Below are 22,587 nucleotides of genomic sequence, written 5' to 3' on the forward strand. Positions count from 1 at the left end.
TCCCACTTCTGGGCCTGGCGTCCCAAATTCGCTCCGGCCAGGCTGCGCTGGCCTTGAGCGCGTGCATGGCTGAAGTATCGAGGATATGCCTTGGGGATGGCGGCCGGCTCGGCCGTCCGGGCGTCGTGGCGGGAACGAGGCATGACAGGTCTATGCCGGCTTCGGCTGACAGGTGCAGTCGCGTCCAACCCGAGCATGGCACGGCCATGATCATCGAGCCGCGCGCGGGCGACGCCGAGGACGACGCCAGCAGCACCAAGAAGCGCTCGCTTCTCGCCATCGCCGGGAGCCTGCTGGGGGAGATCAATCTGCCCAAGCTCGCCTTAGCCTGGATCATCCTCGCCGGCCTGCCCGGCCTGCTGCTCGGGCTTGCGCCACTGGTCGTCACCGCATGGCTCACCTCCGTCTCGGGCAAAATCACTGCGCTCGCGAGCATCGGATCGCTGCTGCTTCTGGTGCTGGTCGCAGCCTTGGGCTGGTATGGCGTCCGCCCGCTGTTTCGCGCCGCCGAACGCAGCTTCTGGTCGCTGAATTCGCTCGTGGTCCAACCGGGCTATGCTCTGTGCCGGGAAGGTCTGCGCCATCTGGCCGAGCGCTTTCTCTCGCTGGAGGCCAGCGAGGACAAGCGCGCCGGGCTGAGGGCCGCGACGGCGTTCGGCGCCGGCCTTGGCGCCTGCGCCGCCGCTGTTGGACTGGCCGCGCTCGCCTGGCCATCGACGCGCTGGTCCGGCGAGTTCGCGGACCTCGCCCAGCCCTTGCGGCTGGTCGTTCCGGCTTTCGCCAACACCGTTGTGCTGATGGCGAGCTATTTCGCGATCGCCTCGCTCGCCTGGGGTGTGGCCGATGCGAGCATGGACCAGCCGCGAGATTTTGCGACCTTCGACGACGCGCCGACCTCCGCCGCGAGGTGGCGCGTCGCCCATCTCTCCGACATCCATGTCGTCGGCGAGCGCTACGGGTTCAGGATCGAGAGTGGCCGCGCCGGCCCGCGCGGCAACGAGCGGCTTGCCAGGGTTCTCGACAGGCTCGGTCAGATCCACGCGCAGGACCCGCTCGACCTCGTCCTGATCACCGGCGACATGACCGATGCGGGTCGATCCGCCGAATGGGCCGAGTTCCTCGACGCGCTGGCGCGCCATCCCGCATTGGCCGAGCGGACCCTCATCCTGCCCGGTAACCACGACGTGAACATCGTCGACCGTGCTAATCCGGCCCGGATGGAATTGCCGACGAGCCCGGGCAAGCGGCTGCGGCAGATGAGGACGCTCTCGGCGATGGCCGCGGTGCAGGGCGAGCGGGTCCGGGTGCTCGACCAGAGCAGGACGCGACTTGGCGGGACGCTGTCGGAGGCGCTGGAGCCGCATCGCGGGACGATCGCGGGCTTCGCCGATGCCGGGACGTTTCGCCTGTCGGCCCGGCTGGTCAATATCTGGGCCGATGTCTTTCCGATGATGCTGCCCCCCGCGGACGAGGACGGGCTGGGGGTGGTGCTGCTCAACTCGAATGCCGAGACGCATTTCTCCTTCACCAATGCGCTCGGGCTGGTGTCAGAAGAAGACATGCAGGCGATGCTCGCGATCCTCAGGCAGTTTCCGAAGGCGCGCTGGATCATCGCGCTGCACCACCACCCGGTCGAATACCCCAGACGGGCGAAGGCCTTCTCGGAGCGTATCGGCACGGCGCTGATCAATGGCAGCCGCTTCGTGCGCCAGCTCAAGCCATTGGGCCATCGCCTGGTTGCCATGCACGGGCACCGTCATATCGACTGGATCGGCCGCTGCGGTCCGCTCAAGATCGTCTCGGCGCCGTCCCCGGTCATGGAAGCGACGGATGACCAGCCGACGAGCTTCTACATCCATACGCTGGCAGCGGCGCCGGACGGCGGACTCGCGCTCCTCGGACCGCGGCGGATCGATATCGCGCCCGAGCCGGCCGCAACCTTCACGTCGTGAAAGGCGGTGCATCCTTCCCGGGTGAGCCGAAGAGCTCCGCCAGCCACAGGCTCGACGGGTGCTGGGCGCAGAAGGTGAGGAAGGCGATCGTGATCGGCACGCCGATGAAGGCGCCGAACACGCCCCAGAGATAGCTCCAGAAGAAGACCGAGAACAGGACGGTCGCGGGCGAGATCGAGAGCGCGCTGCCGGCGACGCGCGGCTCGATATAGCTGCCGACGATGAACTGGATCAGGTTGAGGCAGGCGAAGACAGCGACCACGGCCTGCCATGATCCGAACTGGGTCATCGCGAATACGGTCGGAAACACTGTCGCTACCAGCGGGCCGAGGAAGGGGATGTAGTTCAGCGAGAAGGCGATGAAGCCCCATTCCGCCGCGAGCGGCAGGCCGACCAGCGTGGCGAAGCCCCAGACGAGCAGGCCGGTGATGACGCTCATCAGCGTCCTGACCAGCATGTAGCGGCGGATCTTGCTGGCGGTGGCGGCGCTGCCCCGGAACAGGACCTCTCCGGTCCCGCGATTGCGCATGGCGCGCAGCTTGCGCCCGAAATCGTCTACCTCGAGCAGACCCAGGATGACGTAGACCAGCACCACCAGCCAGAAGCTCATGGTGCTGTTGAGCCGGCTGGTGAGGGTTTGCGCCGTGCGCAGGATCCAGCTCATGTTGAAGTTCTCGGACCAGACGCCGGCGACGGCGATGCCGTGCCCCTCCAGCCAGGTGGTGATCTGGTCGTAGAAGAGCTGGAAGCGCGCGGCGTCGCTGACGACCCAGCGGCCGACCCGCCCGAAGGCCCAGACGATCAGCGAGCCGAACGCGGCGAAGGCCACGACCATGAGCGCGACGCTGATGGCGAGCGCGAGCAGCTTGGGCAGCACGCTTTGCAGTCCCCTCTGCAAGGGCCAGACGAGGGCGATGATGAAGAGCGCGAAGGCGACGGGCGCAAAGACCGAACTCGCCACCGAGAGGGCGGCAACCGCCAGGATGATCGCGATGAGGATCTGCGCGCCGTGTTGGATCTTCCCTGTTGTCATTTGCATTCCCGATCAAGCGGAGGGGCGCTGGTCATTCTCATCCTCGTCTTGGTCGCACGGCCGGTTGGCGGGGTCACGGCGACTTCACCAAACCCGAGAAGCCGGCCACCGCCAGCAGGCTCAGGGCCCAGCCGACGACCGACTGGAAGTAAAAGTAGCTGATGGCCAGCCCGCCGCCCGGCTTGGTCGGGTTGGGCCGCCAGAACGCCTTTTGGCCCATGTCGAGCACCGGCAGCAGCGTATCGAGCGAGTACATCCACGGGTTGAAGGCCGGAAAGCTCGACGCCTCCCAGCGCTGGCGGAAGCAGTCCAGCTGGGTCTGCCCGGTCGCGGCCAGCCCGCTCGTGTGCTGGGTGGCGATGAGCGAACGCTGCTCACCGGTATCCAGGCCGCACAAGGTCCATTCTGGCGCCCGCAGCACCACGGCGCTGTTCGGCATGACGGCGCCTTGGCGCTCCGCATAGGCGAAGACGGCAACGCCGAGTACCCAGAACAGGAGGAGCCAGACGAAAGCGAGCAGGGGTTGGCGCCCATAGGCGACCGTGATGCCCAGGACGCCATCGATGACGGCGAGCAGCGCACGCCATAGCGGGTTGCGTGTCCGCGCCCGCCTGGCCTGCCGCTGCAGCCGCTCCTTGACCACGAGCACGGCGCGGGAATCCTCGCCATGGCCCATCTCGCGGAAGACGGATGCGAGTTGTTCATAGGGCTGGGGCCAGAAATCCTCGCCATGGCGTTCGGGCGTCTGACGCGCCAGCCAGTCGAGCCGGCTCCCGGCATCGACGGGGCCGTCGATGAAGGCGCCGTAGCGGCAGCGATTCAGCAGGAGATCGCCGACCTTCGGCCAGCACGAGGCTTCATCGTGGATGGTGCCGACCGAGGCTCCCGTCAGCGCCAGCGTGCCGTTCACCCGGGCCTCGCGGCGCAGGAAGAACGCGCCCTTGACCGCGCTGCGGCTCAGCCCCAACGCGACCTGTCCTGGATTGTCGAGAATGGCACCCGAGCAGTCCAGGTCGCCGCCGATCTGCGCGGCCGTCAAACGGACCTCGCCCTCGATGCGGGTGCCGCGCAGCACGACACTGCCGTGGCTTTCGATTTCGCTCGCCTCGATCGAGAGCCCCTCAGTCGCCGTGATGGTGGCGCTGGCGCAGTCGAGATCGGCCGCAAGCTGAGCGCCCGACAGGTTGATGCCGCCACGCAAATGGGCGCCGCGCATCAGCACGTTTCGAACCTCCAGGCTATCGGCAAGCAATGCGTAACCGCTGGGGGCGCGGATGGTCACGCCGTCGCATTCGAGATTGCCGCCGAGGCGCGACTGCACGAGGTTGACCTCGCCATTAACCTCCGCACCGCGCAGATAGACGCCGCCACGCGCCTCGAGCCGCTCAGCCTGGAGGCCCGGAAGCAGCGATCCGTCGAGGAATAGGCGGTTGATGATTGCTGCCTTGAGAATGGGCGGCGCCTCGAAATGGCAGTCGTTCAGGCCGATGTCGCGGAAGACGCGACAGGCTTCGAGGTCGAGCACATCCGTGATCCAGGCGCCGCTGATCCGGATGCCCTTCTCGTGCGGGCGGCAGCCTTTCTCGCCACCCAGCAGGAGAAAGCGTAGGAAGCGCGCGCGACAGACCCGCGCCGAGTCGGGACGCTCCGGGCGCGAGCCGTCTCCGAGCCGGTCGAAATTGCCGCTCAGAAGCTTGGCGACGATCTCCTCTTCCGCTGGAAGAAGCGGCAGGAAATCGTCAAGGCGCGCTGCCGCGGTGGCAAACTGGACCCATTCCGCCGCCGCTTCGACGCCCAATTCCGCCATCACGTCGCCGCCGGAGCCGCCGCCTCGGCTGTCGCATGCGCCACGAGCGCCTCGCGCAACGCCGCCTCCTTGGTCTCGTCGAACGAGGTGCTCATCAAGACGCCCCCGACGCCCTTGAGATCGGCCAGGACCTTGTCGGTGGTCATCTTGCGGATCAGCAGGAACAGGCCCGCGGTGTTGGGCTGGAGAGCGCTGGCCGTCTCCTTCATGAACTTGTCGTTGATGCCGACATCTGTGAGCTTGCCGCCCAAGGCGCCGGATGCAGCGCCAAGCGCGGTCCCGACGAGCGGCGCCAGGAAGATGAAGCCGATCAGCGTACCCCAGAGGGCGCCCGATGCCGCGCCGGCCGCGGTGAGGTTCATCATCTGGTTGAGCTTCACATGGCCTTTCCCGTCTTTGACCACGACGACGGCGTCGCCGAGCTCGATCAGGTATTCGCGCTGGAGGGAGAGGACCTTCCGACGGACCTCCTCGGCCTTCTGCTCGGTCGGGAAGGCGATGAAAACGAGATCGCTCATGAGATTGAACTCCGTTGCTGATATCTGGTGGATCGACCGGGATTTGGCGTCGCGCAGCCCCGGTCGCTTGGCTGACGCGGCTCGGAAAGTGGCATGCCGGGACGCTCGGGCATGCCGAGGCGCGGGCAAGATCGGATCGCATCCCTCGGCCATCGCCACGCCCTGACGCAGCGCTTCGACGAGCTGGAGGGTCAGCGTCCGCGGGATCAGCAGCGTGATCCTGAGCAGCTCCCGAGCTCTGGCTCCGACGGGGCTGCGATCATCCCCGCCGCCGGTGAGGATTTGCCCGGCTTGCTGGACCCGCCAGCCCAGCGAGCGCCGGGAGACCTCGCTTTCCGCGAGCGTCACGACGGCGTCGGCGATCTTGTTCTCGGCAAGCGCGCGGGCCGCGGCGAGCAGCGCCCGCTGATAGCTTTCCTCGCGGACGATCTCGGCTCCATCCAGGCGGACGAGCAAGATGCGGGCGGCAGCGACGCCGGGGAGCTGATCGAGCAGCAGGGTCGCTCCCGGCGTCGGATCGAGCTTGCCCCCTTGCAGGGCCAGCGAGAGATCGCCGCCTGACAGCTCATCGACCCGCCGGGCCGACCCGGTGAGGGGGCTGCCGACCCCGAGCACGAGAAATTCGGTCTTCAGCACCGCCGCGTCGCCCACGGCGGGGATGATCTCTATGAATGTTCTCCGCGAAGAAATCATCGGGCTATTTGACCAAGAGTAGAGTGGTTACGTCGGCCGGTCTGTTGGCGTCCCGTGCAACATGTCGCGAGGCCGGTCACGGTCAGGAGGGTAGCTTCGCCTTGTGTCCGAGTGTCAGGGACGCGGCCGTTGTGCGGTCGGGCTCGGGCGCTGGTGGGAGCGGCCGCACACGCTGGCCGACATGCAGCGCCTGGATGCCGCCGGTGACGATGATCTCGCCGGGCTCCAGGCCTTGCGAGACGATGACCTGGCCCGGATCGAAGCGCAGGATATCGATATTTCGCAGCGAGACCGTCGATTTCGCGGGGTCGACGACCCAGACCGCCGGCGAGAGATCTTGCTGGGTCAGGGCGCTGGCCGGGATCGAGACGATTGCCGCGGAGGTGAGCTCGAGCGTTCCGATCACGGTGGATCCGAGCCGCATGGCCTCCGGCGGGTCCTGCAAGCCGATCCTGACCTGGAAGGTCCGGGTGACGGGGTCCGCCTGCGGTGCGATCTCGCGGACCCGGCCGGACGCGGACACGGCGGGAGCGTCGGCGAGCGCGACCCGAACCGTGCTGTCGCCGGCCTGGGTTTCGAGCGATCTGGCCGGCACGTTGAAGACCGCGTCGCGGCCATCCTCACGCGCCAGCTGAACGATGACCTGCCCGGGTTGCACGACCTCTCCGGGCTCGACGTTGCGGGCGGTGACGACACCCGCCACACCCGCCCGGAGTTCGGTGAAACCGAGCCGATCCTGAGCCAGCTCGACCTGGGCCTCGGCGTTTTCGAGCTGGGCCTGGGCGGCTTCCTGCGCCTTGAGCGCCTGGTCGAAGCGCGGCCGGGTGGTGAAGCCCTGCGCCATGAGGCGCTCCTGGCGTGCAAAGCTGCTGCGCGCCGTGCTGACCTCGCCGCGGGCCGCCTCGAGCGCGGCCTTGGCGGCCGTCAGCGCGTTCTGCTCGATCGTCGGGGCAAGACGGGCGATCAACTGCCCGGCCTTGACGTTGTCCCCGACATTGACCGGCCGCTCGGCGACACGCCCGGCGATGCGGAAGGCAAGCCCGACATTCTTCTCGGCCTGGATTTCGCCGCTCAGTTGGATGTCGTTGGCGAGCTTGCCGGCCTCGACCGTCACGACGCGGACGAACCTGGCTTCGGGCGGGGCGGCCTTATCATCCTGGCAGGCGGCAAGCGTCAGGACCAGGGCGATGGCGGCCATGCCACGAACGATGCCGGCACCGGCTGGCCAAGACCGCTTCGCTGGGAGGTTCATCATCGCACCAAAACTCCCGCAGCGGCTTTGGCCGGAGCTTTCGCCGGCTTCGGCTCAAGCGAGCCTGGGGCGAAGACGGCGACGTAGAGCACCGGCAGCAGAACGAGGGTGAGGACGGTCGCGACCAGCAGGCCGCCCATGATGGCGAAGGCCATCGGGCCCCAGAATACCGTCGGCGCGATCGGGATCATGCCGAGCACGGTCGAGACCGCCGTCAGCATGATCGGCCGGAAGCGGGTGCTGGCGGCGTCGAGCGCTGCATCGACGACGCCCTTGCCGCCGGCCCGTTCCGCCTCGATCTGGCCAACCAGGATCACCGCGTTCTTGGTGATGATGCCGATCAGAGCGAGGACGCCAAGGAGCGCGACGAAGCCCAACGGCTTGCCCGAGAGCAGCAAGGCTCCGACCACGCCGATCAGGCCGAGCGGCGCGATGCTGAGCACGATCGCAAGCAGCCTGAAGCTGCGCAGCTCGGCCATCAGGATCGTGAACATGATCAACAGCATGACAGGCACGACCGCGATGACCGACGCCTGCGACTTGGCGCTTTCCTCGACGGTCCCGCCGACGGCGATGTCATAGGCGGGCGGCAGGGTCTTTTTCAGTTCGTCGATGGCGGGCTGCAAGGCTGTGACGACAGTCTCCGGCAGGATGCCCGGCGCGACGTCGGCGGCGACGGTCAGGTTCGGCACCCTGTCACGCCGCCAGATCAACGGCGTGCCGAGCCCGTAGCTGAAGGTGGCGAATTGCGACAGCGGCACCGAGCGCCCACCCGGCAGGGCGACCTGCATCGTCCGCAGCGTCTCCAGCGAGACGCGGTCGACATCCTGGGCCCGCACGACGACGTCGACGAGATAGATGTCGTCGCGTACCTGCGTCGCGACCGTGCCGGAGACGACCGCGTTCAGGATCGTCGCCAGCGCCTGCGAACTCAGGCCCAGGCGGCGCGCCTCGTCCTGGTCGACGCGCAGCTGCAATTCGCGCGAGGGCTCGATCCAGTCGAAATTGACCTGCTTGGCGCTCGGGTTGGCGGCGACGACCTGGGCCAGCTTCATGGCGATCGAGCGGACTTCCGCGATATCGGCGCCACTCACGCGATACTGGACCGGCCAGCCCACGGGCGGTCCCAGTTCGAGCGGATAGACGCGGGCGACGACATTCGGGAAGCCCTTGGCCAGCAGGTCTTCGAGCTTGGCCTGAAGGCGCGCGCGCGCCGACACGTCCTTGGCGACGATCACGGCCTGGCTGAAGAAGTCGTTGGGCAGCTGCGCGTTCAGCGGAAGGTAGAAGCGGATCGCGCCGCGCCCGACATAGGTGCTCCAGCGGTCGACGTCCGGGTCGTCCTTGAGCAATGCGTCGAAGCGGGTCGCGAGCTGCTCGCTGGCATAGATCGAGGCATTCTGCGGGAGGGTAAGATCGACCAGGAGCTCGGGCCGGTCGGATGCCGGGAAGAACTGACGCGGCACCAGCGGCAGCGCGAGCACGGATGCTGCGAACAAGGCCAGCGTCATCGCGATCGTGACCCAGCGCAGCTTGATGGCGCCGGAGAGGAGTTGCCTGAATCTCCGTTCGACCTTTCCGGGTCCGGTATTGCCCGAGGCGGCGTCGGGCGCCTTCAGCATCGCGACGCCGAGCACCGGGGCGAAGATCACGGCCACGAACCACGAGACGACGAGCGCGATGCTGACCACTGCGAAGAGCGAGAACGTATATTCGCCGGCCGAGCTCGCGGCGAAGCCGATCGGCACGAAACCGGCGATCGTCACCAGCGTCCCGGCCAGCATTGCCATCGCGTATTTCTTGAAGGCGTAGGTCGCCGCCTTGGTCTTCTCCTCGCCGGCCGCGAGCCGCGTCACCATCGCGTCGGTCGTCGTCATCGCGTCGTCGACCAGCAGGGCAAGCGCGATGATGAGCGCGCCGAGCGAGATGCGCTGCATGTCGATGCCGGCAACCAGCATCACGGCGAAGACGACGGCGAGTGTCAGCGGGATCGAGAGTGCGACCACAAGACCGGGGCGCACACCAAGGCTGATGAAGCTCACCGCCATGATGATGGCGATCGACTGCCAGAGGGAAGTTATGAAGTCGGCGATGGCGTGGTCGACAGTCGCCGCCTGATCCGCGACCAGGCGCGGCTCGATGCCAAGCGGCAGGTCGGCCTTGATCTGCGCCATGGCCTTCTTGATGTTCTGGCCGAGGGCGAGGATGTCGCCGCCGTCGCGCATCGCGATGCCTAGCCCGATGGCTTCCTGGCCGTTGACGCGGAACATTGGCTGAGGCGGATCGGCATGGCCGCGCCGCACCGTTGCGATGTCGGCAAGGCGGACCATCCGGTCGCCCACCGGGAAATTGACGTTCAGCAGATCAGCTTCCGACTGGAAGGCGCCGGAGACACGCAGCGAGACCTTTTCATCCCTGGTCTGGATGATGCCGGCAGGTCGAACGACGTTCTGGCTCTGCAGCGCTGCCAGCAAGGCGCCGCGATCAATGCCGAGATTGGCGAGCTCCCTGACCGAGAACTCGACGAAAATGCGCTCGTCCTGGGCGCCGATGATCTCGATCTTCGAGACGTCCGGAACGAGCAGCAGGCGGGAGCGGACAGCCTCGACATGGTCGCGCAGTTCGCGGCCGGTGAAGCCGTCGGCGGTGAAGCCGTAGATGATGCCGAAGGTGTCGCCGAATCGGTCGTTGAAGAAGGGGCCGACCGTGCCGGCCGGCAGGGTGTGCCGGATGTCGGCGACGAGATTGCGGACCCTGTACCAGGTATCCTGCACATTGCGCGCTGGAACAGATTCCTTCAGATCAACGAAAATCGTCGTCACGCCAGGCGTTGTATAGCTGCGCACGGTATTGAGGCCGGGCGTTTCCTCGAGCTGGCGTTCGAGCCGTTCGGTGACCTGCGTGAGCGTGTCTTCCATCGTCGCGCCAGGCCAGGCAGCCGAGACGACCATGGATTTGATGACGAAGGAGGGGTCTTCGTTGCGGCCGAGCCGAATGAAGGAGAGAACTCCGGCTGCCACGGCGACGATCATGAGATAGATCACGACCGAACGCGTTCTGAGCGCCCATTCCGAGAGGTTGAAGCTCATCGTGGCTCTGCTCCGGCCAACCGCACCTGCTGGCCGTTCTTCAAGAGACTTGCGCCGGCCGTCACGACGATGTCGCCCAGCATGAGACCCTTGCCGACCAGGGCCATCGCCGGGTCGGTGCTGAGCACGTCCAGTGTGCGCAGCGATACGGTCAGGCTCTGCGGATCCACGACCCAGACACCGGTGTCCTGCCCGCTCCGGATGAGGGCCGTCGCTGGAACGGAGTTGGCGGACGCTTCGCTGCCGCGGATCGTGCCCGACACGGTTGTGCCGAGCCTGAAGGCCTGGGGCGGATCGGCAAGGCCGACCCTGACCCTGAAGGTTCGTGTCACCGGGTCCGCCTGGGGCGCAATTTCACGCACGCGGCCGGTGGCAGTCACCGCCGGGTCGCCGGAGAGAGCGACATGCACGGGCGCATCCGGCAAGAGCGTGCGGACCATGTCCGCCGGCACCTCGAAGACCGCGTCGCGACCGTCGCGCTTGGCGATCTGCACGATCATCCGACCAGCCGCGACGACCTCGGCCGGTTCCGCGCCGATCCGCGTCACCACGCCCGGCGCATCCGCCTTCAGGATGGTGAAGCCGACGATATCCTCCGACGACCTCACGCGAGCCCGGGCCGCGTCGACTTGCGCCTGCGCGGTTGTGCGGCCCTGCTCGGCCGCCTCGAAGTCGGCCTGGCTGGTGACGTTGCGCCCAAGCAGATGACGCTGGCGCTCGAACTGGTTCTCCGCCCGGCGAAATCCGCCCTGCGCAGCCGCCAGCGCTGCGCGGGCCGAGCGCAGCTCGTTGAGCTCGTTCTCGGGATCGAGACGAGCGACCACGTCGCCACCGCGCACAGTCGCGCCGACGCCGACGCCGCGCTCCGCCAGACGACCGCCGATACGGAAGGACAACGAGACAAGGTCCTGGGCCTCGATATGCCCGGTGAGGCTGATATCCGCTGCCTCGCGGGGAGTGTCGACCGTGATGGTGCGGACGATGCGGACGGGTGGCGGGGCCTCAACGTCCTCGCGATTGCAGGCCGCAGCCGTAAGCGAGATCGTGGCGAGCGCCACGGTCTGCAAGCATCGCGCGGATCCGGCTTTGCGCGCCCCGTTCATGCCAGCAGCCCTCCCTTCCCGGGTGTGGCGCCGGCCAGCCCGCTCGGGCGGAGGAGGGCCTCACGCAAGCCTTCCGGTTTCATCACAGTCTTTCCTCTGGCAACCGCAGCGGAGCCATGGAATATCAGGCGCAAGACGAGGTCTTTCGCGCCGATTTCTTCAGTTGGCAGGAAGGACGCTACCAACAGTGCGGGAGCCGCGGATCAGCTCAGAATCCCAGTTCTGCGCTGGTCATCCCAAATTTTCTGGAGGTTGCTCGACCTCGCAGGCGATGAGCAGCGGCAGCATGCCGCCACGTCTGAGGCTGGTTGCGACCGGGACCAGAAGGAGCATGCCGATACCCGCCGCGGCGGCCATCAGGCCATAGATCTGTTCGCCCCATGAAGCATAAGCATAGCCGGCAAGCGCGGTCAGGACCGCCATCGCCCCTGCCCAGCCGGCTGCCAGCCAGGCCTGAGCCTGGGCCACCATTCCACGCGGAGCGAACGTGACAAGGAGGAAGACGCTGCTCAGATGCGTGGCCCCGAACGTCAGGCCGTGCGTCAGCTGGAGCAGGACGAGGGCTGTGATATCGGGATCCAGCGCCATGGCGGCCCAGCGCAGGGTGGCGGCCGCCGCGCTGATCGCCAGCAGCACGACGGCGCCAGTCGGGCCACGCACGGCATAACCGAGCACGCTGAAGACCATGATCTCGGACATGATGCCCGCTGCCCAGAGGCTGCCCATGGCCCCGCCGGAGATGCCGAGGCTTTGCCAATGCAGCGTGCTGAACCCATAGATGCCGGCATGGCTGGCCTGGACGAGGGCGGCGCTGGCGATGGTCAGGACCAGCAGATTGGGCCGCCCACGGCCCGCTGTCGTTTCAACGGGTGCGGTGGAAACCTCGGGCACACGCACGCGCGCAACCGCCATTGCAGCGAGCGCCGTCGCCAGCGCCGAGAGCGTCAGCATTCCGATGATGGACGATGCGGGAAGCCAATCGAGCAGCCAGCCGGCAGAGAGATTGGCCAGCGCGAAGCCTGCCGAACCCCAGAGGCGGATGCGCCCATAACGGAGCTCTGCGGAGCGCAGGCCCTTCAGGCTGCGCAGCGCAACTGTATCGGTCAAGGCGATCAGGGGGCCCTGAGCAAGCGCGATCGCGACGACCAGCAGCAGGATCGGCAGGAAGCCCCGGGCAAATGCGAGGAAGGCGGTTCCGACGACGACGGCGACCGAGCAGGCGACCAACGCGGCGTTCAGGCGCTCCCGCCGGTCGGCAAGGGCGCCGACAAGCGGGTTCGCGATAATGCGGGCCAGCAGCGGCGCTGCGAGCACGATCCCGATGGCCTCGTTATCGAGCGATTGCGCCCTCAGCCAAAGCGGGAAGAACGGCAGATTGACGCCGAGCTCGAAGAACAGGACCGCATAGAGAAAGGAGAGGCGCCCGGTTGCCCGGCTCATCCCCGGGGCCTCACCCCCGGTTTCCGGGCGCGGGGCCGGCGCTGTCGTTGCCGTCGCCTCGCGCCGCTGCCGAGCCGGGCGCGCCATCCGGTATTGGGCTGTCGAGGCAAACGTCGAACGGTTGCGCGGAGAGCCGGGAGAGGCTCCGCTCGCGCGCCTCAGTCGGGCTGTAGCCGAACTCCCGTCGGAAGGCCCGGCTGAACGTCGAGTGATCGACGAAGCCGACCTCGTTGCCGATGACGTGGATCGACAAGCCGTCGCGGGGCGAGGTCAGCCGGCGATGGGCCTCGCGCAGCCTTTCGCGATTGATGAAATGGGCAACGCCGCCGGTGCTCTCGAAGAAGCGGTAGAGCTTGGAGCGGGACATCGCCATCAGCCGGGCCAGCTGTTCGGGACCGAATTCGGGAGAGGCCATGTTCTGACGGACAACGAGACGAGCCCGGTCGATTAGTGGCGAGGCGAGGGGAGCGTGGGCTTCGACGTGCTCCGAACGGCCCGCGATGCAGGCTGCGACAAGCGAGCAGGTCGCGCCGGACAGCCCTTGTGCGCGGTCCGGCGCGATAAGCGGCAGATATCGGGCGAGATTCTCCAAGTAACCGGCAAGGACTGGCTGGAGCTCCGGGTCGATCCCCAGCTCGTGCGCTCGCTCGAAATTATCGAGCTCGCCCGGGCAGAAATCTCGGGGCAGAAACAGGGTCAGCACTTCCGTATCCTCGGCCTGACCTTCAAAGGGCATGGCCAACGAGCGGAAGCTCAGATTGCCCTGGCTCGCGTTCGTGAGCGAAAGCGAGCACTCGCCACCAGTGCCGGCACGCGCGAGCACAACGCACCAATGATCAAGGAAGGATCTTTGACGGTGCCGCCAATGGCGCACGGGTGCGTTGGCGTAGAGCGTCCTCGTGAAGACAACGTCGCCGAACGTCCAGCAGGAAAACTCGGCCTCGAATGTCTCGGCGGCTTCGGCCGTCGGCAGCAAATCGATGGTGTGGGCCAGCATGGACCGCCAGGCATCGAACTGCTCTTTGGGCTGGAGGTCTCGAGTCGAGAACCTTTGAGCAAAGGCACCATCGGCCGATGTGCCCGAGCCGGAAAAAGAAAGTGCCGACACGGCGTTTTCCCCTCAGCGATGTTGATACAGTCTAAAGCCGATACAACTTGCGAAAAGGTCGCGGTTTCGAGCGTGATGAAGAAAGTGTGCTGCCCAAAACTACCATTGGGAAGCAATAATTTAGGCAAATTATCACGAAAATTAGCCGCGGCAATACCTCTCGACAGTTCGATGCCTATTGGGACTGAGACACTGCTTCGAATACGCGGATCGGAGCTGTGAACAGCAGACTCGCAGCCGAGCCAAGTGCGTCCGCCGCCGCCGAAGGGGGCGCTACGTCCGTGTCGGTGATGACCTGTCCCTGCAGCAGTCTGTCGCCGATGAGGCGAACCGCATGGGGGCTGGCCGCATAGAGGTCGTGATTGACGCGATCGCCGGCGCTGATGGCACTGAGGTCGAGCACCGTGATGGCCGACAGGCCAGCCAGCTGTCGCCGATACTCATCGCGCGTCGGGTCGATGCCCCCTAGACGCGTCGCGCCACGTGCGATGAATCGTGACAGTTGCAGCGCCCGGTCATGTTGCGAGACGAACAACGTGATCCGCGGACGCCGCTTCCCCATATCCTCGACCTGCCGCCTGAACACGCCGACGTCGAGGTCGGGCGAGGCGAGAATCACGTTGGTAATCTTCCTGGGAATGCCGCCGGGTTCGAGCCCGAGCTGCCGAATGGCTTCCATGGCCGGCCAGCTTCCCATGGAATGAGCGAGGATAACGATCTCACCGACAGAGGGGCTGTCCGCCGCCACCCTGAGGAGATAGGCGAGGTCAGAGCGCGAATGCGACGCATTGTCGAAATCGCGGCGGTAGTCGAGCAGTCCCCCTCGCGAGGGCCATGAGAACAGGACGGGGGCGGCCTCGGCATCTGCATCATGGGTCAGTTGAGCGAAGCGAAAGACCGCCCTGTCGAACGGGGTGTTGAAGCCGTGCACGAAGGCGAAGACGCGCCGTTTCCGACCGCCGGCCGTCCGGAACCATCTGCCGAGATCGGCCTTTGCGACAGGAGTTGCGGAGGTGGCCACGAAATCCGTTGTGGGATTTCCTGGCACGCTACGCGGTAGCTGTATCGTGCCGACCTGCCGCTCCCTCGGAATCGAAACAACGATCTGGCTGAACGAGACGCCGTCGCCGCGATCTCCGCTATAGAGCACGCCCGCTTCGTCCGAGGGAGCCCGTGTCGTCGCGGCGAGAATGTCGACGCGGTCGGTTCCCGGAACAGGAGCCACGGGCACGAGCATTCCCCTCGGCGCGGAGGAGCAACTCGCGAGGATCACCGCCAGGGTGATGCCCACAAGATGCCTGCGCCCCGGATGTTGCGAGGGCCGGCGGCATCGAGGCGTGATCGCGGCTATGCTCGGTCGCCTCGTGTCCGAGCGGAAACTAGAGCATTTTCGAGCGAAGCGGGTACCGGTTCGCGTCAAGAAAATACGATAAAACAAAGAGATGGAGCATGTCTGCGATTCGAAGAAACGCGGAGATGCTCTAGCCACGGGGTCGTGCCGCTTGCCGGGTGCCGGTCTCACTTTAGCCCGCTCCATTCCCCGCATCGGATCGCGGCATTCCGACTGCTCAACGATAGGGAAGCTGTCCGACAACGGCAATATGGCGAAAATCGGTGCCGGGCGCGAAGGGCGTCCGATCTTCCCGTTTTGGGTAGCTTACTGCGTATTTTGGGGAGCGGAGCGACGGCGCGGAGTCGGTTTGTCAGCGACTTTGGGACAGGCGGCCCAAGTTTTGGGATTCTGTGCCGATGCCCAAACCCTGAGGAGAACTAAGGTCCAACCTGAGGATCGGGATGCTACTGCCCGGCCGGCATGACTGCTGTGTCGCGTTCCCTGCGGGGCGCGGAACCTTCGGTGGGGGAGACGATGACGATCGAGAGCGTCGCGCCAAAGACCACGATGCAGAGATTTCTCGATACCGTCGAGAAAGTCGGGAACATGGTTCCCCACCCCGTGGTCATCTTCCTGATCCTCATCGGCATCGTTATCGCTCTCTCAGCCGTGCTCAGCTTGTTCGGAGCGGCGGTCAGCTTCGAGCGCATCAACGCGGAGACCCATCAGGTCGAGACCGCGAGCACGGCGATACAAAGCCTGCTGACCGTCGACGGCATCCGCTTCATGTATTCGTCGCTGATTCCGAATTTCATGAGCTTCACGGCGGTCGGGCTGATGATCGTCGCGATGATCGGTGCCGGCGTCGCCGAGGAATCCGGGCTGGTCACGGCCCTGATCCGGAAACTTGTCATCGTCTCGCCAGGCTGGGCGCTGACCTACATCCTGGCCTTCGTCGGCATTCTCGCCAGCATAGCGGCGGATGCCGGCTACCTGGTCCTGATTCCACTGGCGGGCATCGCGTATCTCGCCGTCGGGCGCCATCCGCTAGCCGGGCTGGCGCTCGGTTTCGCCGCCGTAGCCGGCGCCTTTACGGTCAATATGCTGATCAAGCCGCTCGACGCCGTTCTGGTCGAGTTCACCAATGATGCGGCCCGACTGGTTGATCCCAATCGCTCGATTGGCCTCGCATCGAATGTCTGGTTCTCTTGCGCGTCCGTGCTGTTCCTGACCGTAATCATCGCGTTCATCACCGACCGAATGATCGCGCCGCGTCTCGGACCCTACAATCCGAAGCTGGCTGCCGAGGGGACCACCACGGAGCAGGGCGCCGTGCTGTCCGACCGGGAGTCGCGCGGACTACGCTACGCCGGCCTCGGCCTGCTCGCCTTGATCGCCGTCTTCTGCCTCCTGACGATTCCGTCAGGGGCGCCACTGCGCAACCCCGTCACGGGAGAACTGATCGGCAACTCGCCGTTCATGAACGGCTTGATCGCGCTGATCATGCTGATGTTCCTGGTGACTGGTTGGGCCTATGGCATCGGCGCAGGAACGCTGAAGACTCTGCCCGAGGTGATCGCGGCGATCGAGAAGTCGATCAAGAGTCTCGGTGGCACGATCTTCCTATTCTTCGTCCTGAGCCAGTTTGTCGCCTATTTCACCTATACCAACATGGGCACCGTGATGGCGCTCAGCCTGTCCGGCGTGCTGCAATCGGCCAATATCGGCGCCTTGCCGCTGCTGCTCGGCTTCATCGTCGTGGTGGCGATCATTGACCTGCTGCTGACTGGCGCGATTGCGAAATGGGCGATCTTCGCCCCGGTGTTCGTGCCGCTGCTGATGAAGCTTGGCGTCGAGCCCGAAGCCGTGCTCGCGGCCTATCGCGTCGGCGACTCGCCGATGAACGCGATCACGCCGCTCAACGCCTATTTCGCGCTCGTCGTCGGCTTCGCGCAGAAATACGACAAGTCCGCTGGCGTGGGCACGATCGTCTCGCTGATGCTGCCCTATGTCGTGTGGATGTTCGTGCTGTGGACGGCCCTCTTCGCCGTCTGGAAGATGCTCGGCCTGCCCTGGGGCCTGTGATGGCCAATTGCGCGAGCCGCTGCCACGGAATTCTCAACTGATCGGATGGATACCATGAGCAGTCCCTCCATTCCCCTGGATGTTGACGCCGCGATCGATCACCTGATGCGGTTCCTCTCGGTCGAGGGCGTGACCGGGCAGGAGGCCAATATCGCCGCCGCGGTCAGCGACGCCTTGAAGGCGATCGGCGTGCCGGCTTCGGCGATCCGCTTCGACGACGCCAACAAGCGTATCCCGGTGCCGACGCAGACCGGCAACCTCATTGTCGACCTGCCCGGCACGCGGCCCGGCCCGCGCCTGTTGTTCTCCACCCATCTCGATACCGTGCCGCTTTGCGCCGGCGCCAAGCCCCGCCGCGAGGGCGATCGCATCGTCTCGGACGGCACCACCGCGCTCGGCGGCGATGCCCGCACCGGCGTTGCGCTGCTGGTCGTGCTGGCGGAGACGCTGATCAAGCACAAGCTGCCGCATCCACCGATCACGTTGCTCTTCACCGTCCGCGAGGAAAGCGGCCTGCATGGCGCGCGCGAACTGAATCCCGCCGAGCTCGGCGGCCCGGTCATGTGCGTCAATGTCGACGGCCAGCTGGCCTCCGAACTGATCATCGGCGCTGTCGGCCAGGAGAACTGGGAGGTCGAGATCAAGGGCCGGGCCTCCCATGCCGGGGTCGCGCCGGAAAAGGGCATCTCGGCCACGCTGGTCGGGGCCATCGCCCTTGCCGAGACCCGGAGCACGGGCTGGTTCGGCAAGGTCGTGAAGCCGGACGGCCGCGGCACCAGCAATGTCGGCATCTTCGGCGGCAAGGGTGGCACCACCGCGGCCGGCGATGCGACCAACGTCGTCACCGATTACGCTTTCATCAAGGGCGAGGCGCGCAGCCCCGAATTGACCTTCGCGAGCCAGATCGTCGATGGCTACGAGGCGGCCTTCGCCAAGGCGAAGGCCGCGGTCACGGATCACGAGGGCGACACCGCCGAGGTGACATTTCGCCGGCAGCCGGCCTATCCACCTTTTGAGCTGGGCAAGGACACGCCGGTCGTGCAGCGCGCCACGAAGGCGCTCAAGCTTCTCGGAATCGAGCCGACCTATCTGTTCTCGAATGGCGGGCTCGATGCCAACTGGCTGGACAAGCACGGTGTGCCGACGATCACGATCGGCGCCGGCCAGGCAGAGATCCACACCATCAAGGAGTATGTGCGGCTCGACGAATACGAAAAAGGCTGCCGCCTCGGCGTGCTGATGGCCACCCTGGAGGACTAGAGCATTTTCGAGCGAAGCGGATACCGGTTCGCGTAAAGAAAATGCGATAAAACAAAGAGATAGAGCATTTCCGCGATTCGAAGAGACGCGGAAATGCTCTAGCGGGATGCCCCGGCCAGAATACGGCACAGGAGGGAGCTGAGCGTTGAGCCCGATAGCCTATACCGGCACCATCATCGCTGTGGCGGTCATCCTGTTCGTCTCGAACAGGGTCCCGGTCGTGGTCGTCGCGATGCTGACCGCTCTGTCCCTGTGGGCGACGGGCGTCCTGACATTGCCTCAGGCGCTCGGAGGGTTCGGTGATCCCGCGGTTATCTTCATCGCGTCGCTTTTCGTCGTCAGCACCGGGCTCGAAGTCACCGGCGTCACTGCCTGGGCGGGGCAGCTCCTGATCACGTGGGCGGGTGAGAAAAGCCGGACGCGCCTGCTGCTCCTGACGATGAGCCTGGTTTCCGTGCTGACCGCCCTGATCAGCGTCAACGGCGCCGTGGCCGCCTTGCTGCCGGTGGTCGTGGTCATCGCGGTCCGCTTGAAGCGGCACTCCTCGCAACTGCTGATGCCGCTCGTCTTCTCCGCCCATGCCGGCTCCATGCTGGCGCTGACCGGGACGCCGGTGAACGTGCTGGTCTCGGACGCGGGAAGTGATGTCGGCGTCGGGGCGTTCGGCTTCTTCGAGTTCGCGCTGGTCGGCATACCCCTGCTGGCCGGCACGATGGCGATCATCGTCCTGTTCGGACAGCGCCTGCTGCCCGAGCGCAATGGCGCGACCATGCCCGCGGACTTCAGCCGCCACGCCAAGACGCTGGTCGAGCAATATGGCCTTGCCAGCGGCGTCTATCAGATGCGGGTGCGTGCAAGCTCGCCCTATATCGGCATGGCGCCTGACGCCGTCGACCTGACCGACCATGCGGGGCTGCAACTTGTCGCCATTCAGGACGGCGATACGGCGGGGCCGCTGCGCCGCACGGTGATAGCCGAAGGCGATCACCTGCTGGCGCGAGGGGATGCCGACGCGGCCGCAGCGCTGGCTGCCAAGATGCATCTGGCGTTCCGCGAGGACACGAAGCTGGGGCAGGGCGAGGAAACGCTGTTCAACCAACGCTCGGGACTCGCCGAGGTCGTCATCCCGCCGCGCTCGGGCCTGATTGGCCAGAGGGTATTTCCGGGGATGGTCACCGACAGCGGCGACCTGATCATCCTGGCCGTGCAGCGCGCCGGCGCGGAGATTGCTTCCGCAAGCGCGACCAAGGATTCCGGCGGTATCTTGCTGCAGGCAGGCGACACCATGCTGCTGCAGGGAACCTGGAAGGCGCTCGACGTCCGTCTCGACGATCCGGACGTCCTGGTCGTGAGCTCGCCGGAAATGGTGCGCCGCCAGGCCGTGCCGATGGGGCCCGGCGCCAAGCAGGCCGTCGCCATCCTGATCGCGATGGTGCTGCTGCTCGCGACCGGCGTCGTGCCGCCCGCGGTCGCCGGGCTGCTGGCCGCCGGCGCGATCATCCTGTCGGGGATCATGAGCGTCGAACAATCCTACCGCGCCATCAGCTGGACCACGGTCATCCTCGTCGGCGCCATGATGCCGCTTTCCACCGCCATGGTGGAGACCGGGGCGGCGAAGCTGATGGCCGAGCATCTCGTCCGCATCGTCGGCGATGCCGGCCCGCTCGCGCTGCTGGCCGGCCTGTTCGTCCTAACCGCGATCATGGGGCAGCTGATCAGCAATACGGCGACCGCGCTGATCGTCATTCCGATCGGTGTCGCGGCCGCCGCGAGCATGGGTATCTCGCCACGCCCTGTGCTGATGAGCACCGCCGTCGCGGCTGCGGGAGCCTTCCTCACGCCCATTGCCACACCGACGAACCTGATGGTGATGGGGCCGGGCGGCTACATGTTCAGCGACTACTGGAAGCTCGGGCTGCCGTTGCTGATCTGGTTTTTCTTGGTGGCGGTTTTCATCGTGCCGCTGATCTGGCGCTTCTGACAACAGAGGACGCGAGATGCGACGCATCACGCTCGAGCACTCTTCCGCCAGCCCGGCACGTCGGCTGACCGGCATCGAACAACCGGACGCAATGGCGTCGGTTGGACTTTAAACCAGGGAGGATCACGTGATCCACCTACGCGCTGCGGCAATTGCCGTGGAATCGTCGTCGGAGCACTCTGTTCCGGCAGTGCTGTCGCAGCCTCTGTTTTTGCGGGCGGTGTCTTTCCAAGGAGTCCTGCCGTCGAGCTGGCGCAACGGCACGGCTCGCGCTCGCGTCATGTCCGGGGCCGGCGCTGGTGGGAGCATCGCCAGATGCGCGACCATCGCGGACGCGGGGGCACGCGCCGCGTCCAGGTCTGCCCGCGCTAGCTCGCCTTGAATCTGCCGAACATAGCCTTGGGAGCAAAGTGATGATCAGGGTCAAAGCGAAGCATCAGCAGCTTGTTCGCATCGGCGGCTGCATCTGCGGCAAACCGCACCTGCGGAGGGGCGCGGGCATGACATCGACGGTCCGGCGCGCTGTTGTCGCCCTGCTTCTGCTCGCAGCAGCAGGGCTGCCATCTGCCGTCCGTGCGCAAGGCAGTCAGCAGGCGAGCGGCACCGTCACGCTGTTCGAGAACGTGCGCGTTTTCGATGGCAGCAGCGCCACGCTCTCCGCGTCCTCCCATGTTCTGGTGCGCGGCAACAAGATCGAGACGATCTCGACGCAGCCTATCGCGGTCGATCGCAGGGCGGACACCCGCATCATCGACGGCGGCGGGCGCACGCTGATGCCGGGCCTGATCGACGCGCATTGGCATGCGATGCTGGCGCGGGTGACGCCGGCGCAGGCGTTCGGCGACGTCGGCTACACCAATCTCGCCGCGGGCGCCGAGGCGACGGACACCCTGATGCGGGGCTTCACCACCGTCCGCGACGTGGGCGGGCCGGTGTTCGGTCTCAAAAGCGCAATCGACGAGGGCATCGTCAAGGGCCCCCGGATCTACCCGTCCGGCGCCATGATCACCGTCACGAGCGGGCATGGCGATTTCCGGCAGCTGTCCGACCTGCCACGGAGGACCGGTGGCGGGTTCACCCGCATGGAGCAGGTTGGCGGCGGCATTGTCGCGGACAGCCCTGACGAGGTCCGTGTGCGGGCGCGCGAACAGCTCATGCAGGGCGCCTCCCAGGTCAAGTTGACGGCGGGCGGCGGGGTGTCGTCACCGTTCAGTCCAATCGACGTCACCACCTTCATCGACGCCGAACTGCGCGCCGCCGTCGAGGCGGCCGAGAATTGGGGCACCTATGTCGTCGCGCACGCCTTTACGCCGGCTGCGATCCGAGGGGCGATCGCCGCCGGCGTGAAATGCATCGAACACGGCTTCCTGATGGATGATGCAACCGCCAAGCTCATCGGCGAGAAAGGCATCTGGCTGAGCCTGCAGCCGCTCCCCGAAGGCCTGAGGCTGGGCTTCCCGATCGGTTCGGTCCAGCGGGACAAGGCGGATGAGGTCTGGCCCGGCATCGCCAGGTCCTACGAGCTGGCGAAGAAGTACAAGCTCAAGACGGCGTGGGGCACCGATGTGCTGTTCTCCGCCGCGCTGGCGCAGCAGCAAGGGGCGATCCTGGCCTCGCTTGCCCGCTGGTACACCCCCGCCGAAGCGCTCGCCATGGCGACTGGGACCAACGCCGAGCTGCTGGCGCTGTCCGGAAAGCGCAATCCCTATCCGGGCAAGCTCGGTGTTGTGGAACAGGGTGCGCTTGCGGACCTGCTTCTGGTCGACGGCAATCCTCTGGAGAATATCAGCCTGATCGCAGATCCGGACAAGAATTTCCTCGTCATCATGAAGGACGGCAAGGTCTACAAGGATACCTTGCCGAGGTGAGTTCGGCAGTCGGGTCAGACTGACTGCTTCACTGGCTACCTCGGGGCGGCCCCGCTGGGTTATCG

At 66.1% G+C, this 22,587-nt stretch carries 14 protein-coding genes and 1 pseudogene; 5 read left to right on the plus strand and 10 right to left on the minus strand.

The annotated features are described in order from the left end of the window. Positions 1 to 206 precede the first annotated feature (206 nt). Positions 207 to 1,952 carry a metallophosphoesterase family protein gene (locus ACTIF2_RS21450; protein ID WP_439499147.1) on the plus strand — a complete coding sequence of 582 codons (1,746 nt, stop codon included), beginning with the start codon at positions 207 to 209 and terminating at the stop codon, positions 1,950 to 1,952. Here the strand turns inward: ACTIF2_RS21450 and ACTIF2_RS21455 are convergent. The 10 genes and pseudogenes from ACTIF2_RS21455 to ACTIF2_RS21500 all read right to left on the minus strand — a co-directional run bounded on the left by ACTIF2_RS21455 (position 1,942) and on the right by ACTIF2_RS21500 (position 15,286). Further along, a complete protein-coding gene (locus ACTIF2_RS21455) occupies positions 1,942 to 2,985 on the minus strand; it encodes an AI-2E family transporter (protein ID WP_439499148.1) in 1,044 nt (347 codons plus the stop codon). The two genes, ACTIF2_RS21450 and ACTIF2_RS21455, sit on opposite strands and share 11 nt — an antisense overlap. A 73-nt stretch (positions 2,986 to 3,058) precedes the next feature. Further along, a complete protein-coding gene (locus ACTIF2_RS21460) occupies positions 3,059 to 4,792 on the minus strand; it encodes a hypothetical protein (RefSeq protein WP_439499149.1) in 1,734 nt (577 codons plus the stop codon). Continuing rightward, complete coding sequence (locus ACTIF2_RS21465) at positions 4,792 to 5,310, minus strand: DUF1269 domain-containing protein (protein ID WP_439499171.1); 519 nt, start codon at positions 5,308 to 5,310, stop codon at positions 4,792 to 4,794. The genes ACTIF2_RS21460 and ACTIF2_RS21465 overlap by 1 nt, the downstream gene beginning before the upstream one ends. Positions 5,311 to 5,607: 297 nt before the next feature. Further along, positions 5,608 to 6,003 (minus strand): annotated as a pseudogene (locus ACTIF2_RS21470) (M17 family peptidase N-terminal domain-containing protein); the annotation flags it as partial. A gap of 82 nt (positions 6,004 to 6,085) precedes the next feature. Beyond that, positions 6,086 to 7,201 (minus strand): efflux RND transporter periplasmic adaptor subunit, encoded by a 1,116-nt coding sequence (locus ACTIF2_RS21475; protein ID WP_439499150.1) that lies wholly within the window; start codon positions 7,199 to 7,201, stop codon positions 6,086 to 6,088. Between the two features lie 53 nt (positions 7,202 to 7,254). After that, positions 7,255 to 10,344 (minus strand): efflux RND transporter permease subunit, encoded by a 3,090-nt coding sequence (locus tag ACTIF2_RS21480; protein ID WP_439499151.1) that lies wholly within the window; start codon positions 10,342 to 10,344, stop codon positions 7,255 to 7,257. Beyond that, positions 10,341 to 11,447 carry an efflux RND transporter periplasmic adaptor subunit gene (locus ACTIF2_RS21485; RefSeq protein ID WP_439499152.1) on the minus strand — a complete coding sequence of 369 codons (1,107 nt, stop codon included), beginning with the start codon at positions 11,445 to 11,447 and terminating at the stop codon, positions 10,341 to 10,343. Before ACTIF2_RS21485 ends, ACTIF2_RS21480 begins: the two co-directional genes overlap by 4 nt. Positions 11,448 to 11,678: 231 nt before the next feature. Then, entirely contained in the window at positions 11,679 to 12,974 is a 1,296-nt protein-coding gene (locus ACTIF2_RS21490) for an MFS transporter (protein ID WP_439499153.1), read from the minus strand. Then, positions 12,898 to 13,995, minus strand: coding sequence for a helix-turn-helix transcriptional regulator (locus ACTIF2_RS21495; protein WP_439499154.1), 1,098 nt, complete (start codon positions 13,993 to 13,995; stop codon positions 12,898 to 12,900). The genes ACTIF2_RS21490 and ACTIF2_RS21495 overlap by 77 nt, the downstream gene beginning before the upstream one ends. Before the next feature lie 175 nt (positions 13,996 to 14,170). Next, positions 14,171 to 15,286 (minus strand): alpha/beta hydrolase, encoded by a 1,116-nt coding sequence (locus ACTIF2_RS21500; RefSeq protein WP_439499155.1) that lies wholly within the window; start codon positions 15,284 to 15,286, stop codon positions 14,171 to 14,173. 576 nt (positions 15,287 to 15,862) lie between these two features. Here ACTIF2_RS21500 and ACTIF2_RS21505 point away from each other — a divergent pair. The 4 genes from ACTIF2_RS21505 (at position 15,863) to ACTIF2_RS21520 (ending at position 22,522) form a co-directional block, all read left to right on the plus strand. Then, complete coding sequence (locus ACTIF2_RS21505; protein ID WP_439499156.1) at positions 15,863 to 17,413, plus strand: AbgT family transporter; 1,551 nt, start codon at positions 15,863 to 15,865, stop codon at positions 17,411 to 17,413. 54 nt (positions 17,414 to 17,467) lie between these two features. After that, positions 17,468 to 18,673 carry a M20/M25/M40 family metallo-hydrolase gene (locus tag ACTIF2_RS21510; RefSeq protein ID WP_439499157.1) on the plus strand — a complete coding sequence of 402 codons (1,206 nt, stop codon included), beginning with the start codon at positions 17,468 to 17,470 and terminating at the stop codon, positions 18,671 to 18,673. Positions 18,674 to 18,818: 145 nt separating this feature from the next. Beyond that, positions 18,819 to 20,654 (plus strand): SLC13 family permease, encoded by a 1,836-nt coding sequence (locus tag ACTIF2_RS21515; protein WP_439499158.1) that lies wholly within the window; start codon positions 18,819 to 18,821, stop codon positions 20,652 to 20,654. A 500-nt stretch (positions 20,655 to 21,154) separates the two neighbouring features. Beyond that, the gene (locus ACTIF2_RS21520) at positions 21,155 to 22,522 is read left to right on the plus strand and encodes a metal-dependent hydrolase family protein (RefSeq protein ID WP_439499172.1); all 1,368 of its coding nucleotides are present in this window, start codon (positions 21,155 to 21,157) and stop codon (positions 22,520 to 22,522) included. Positions 22,523 to 22,587: the final 65 nt, after the last annotated feature.

Origin of the sequence: Allobosea sp., from assembly GCF_051860145.1 — a bacterium.
In the GTDB taxonomy this organism is placed as follows: Bacteria; Pseudomonadota; Alphaproteobacteria; order Rhizobiales; family Beijerinckiaceae; genus Allobosea.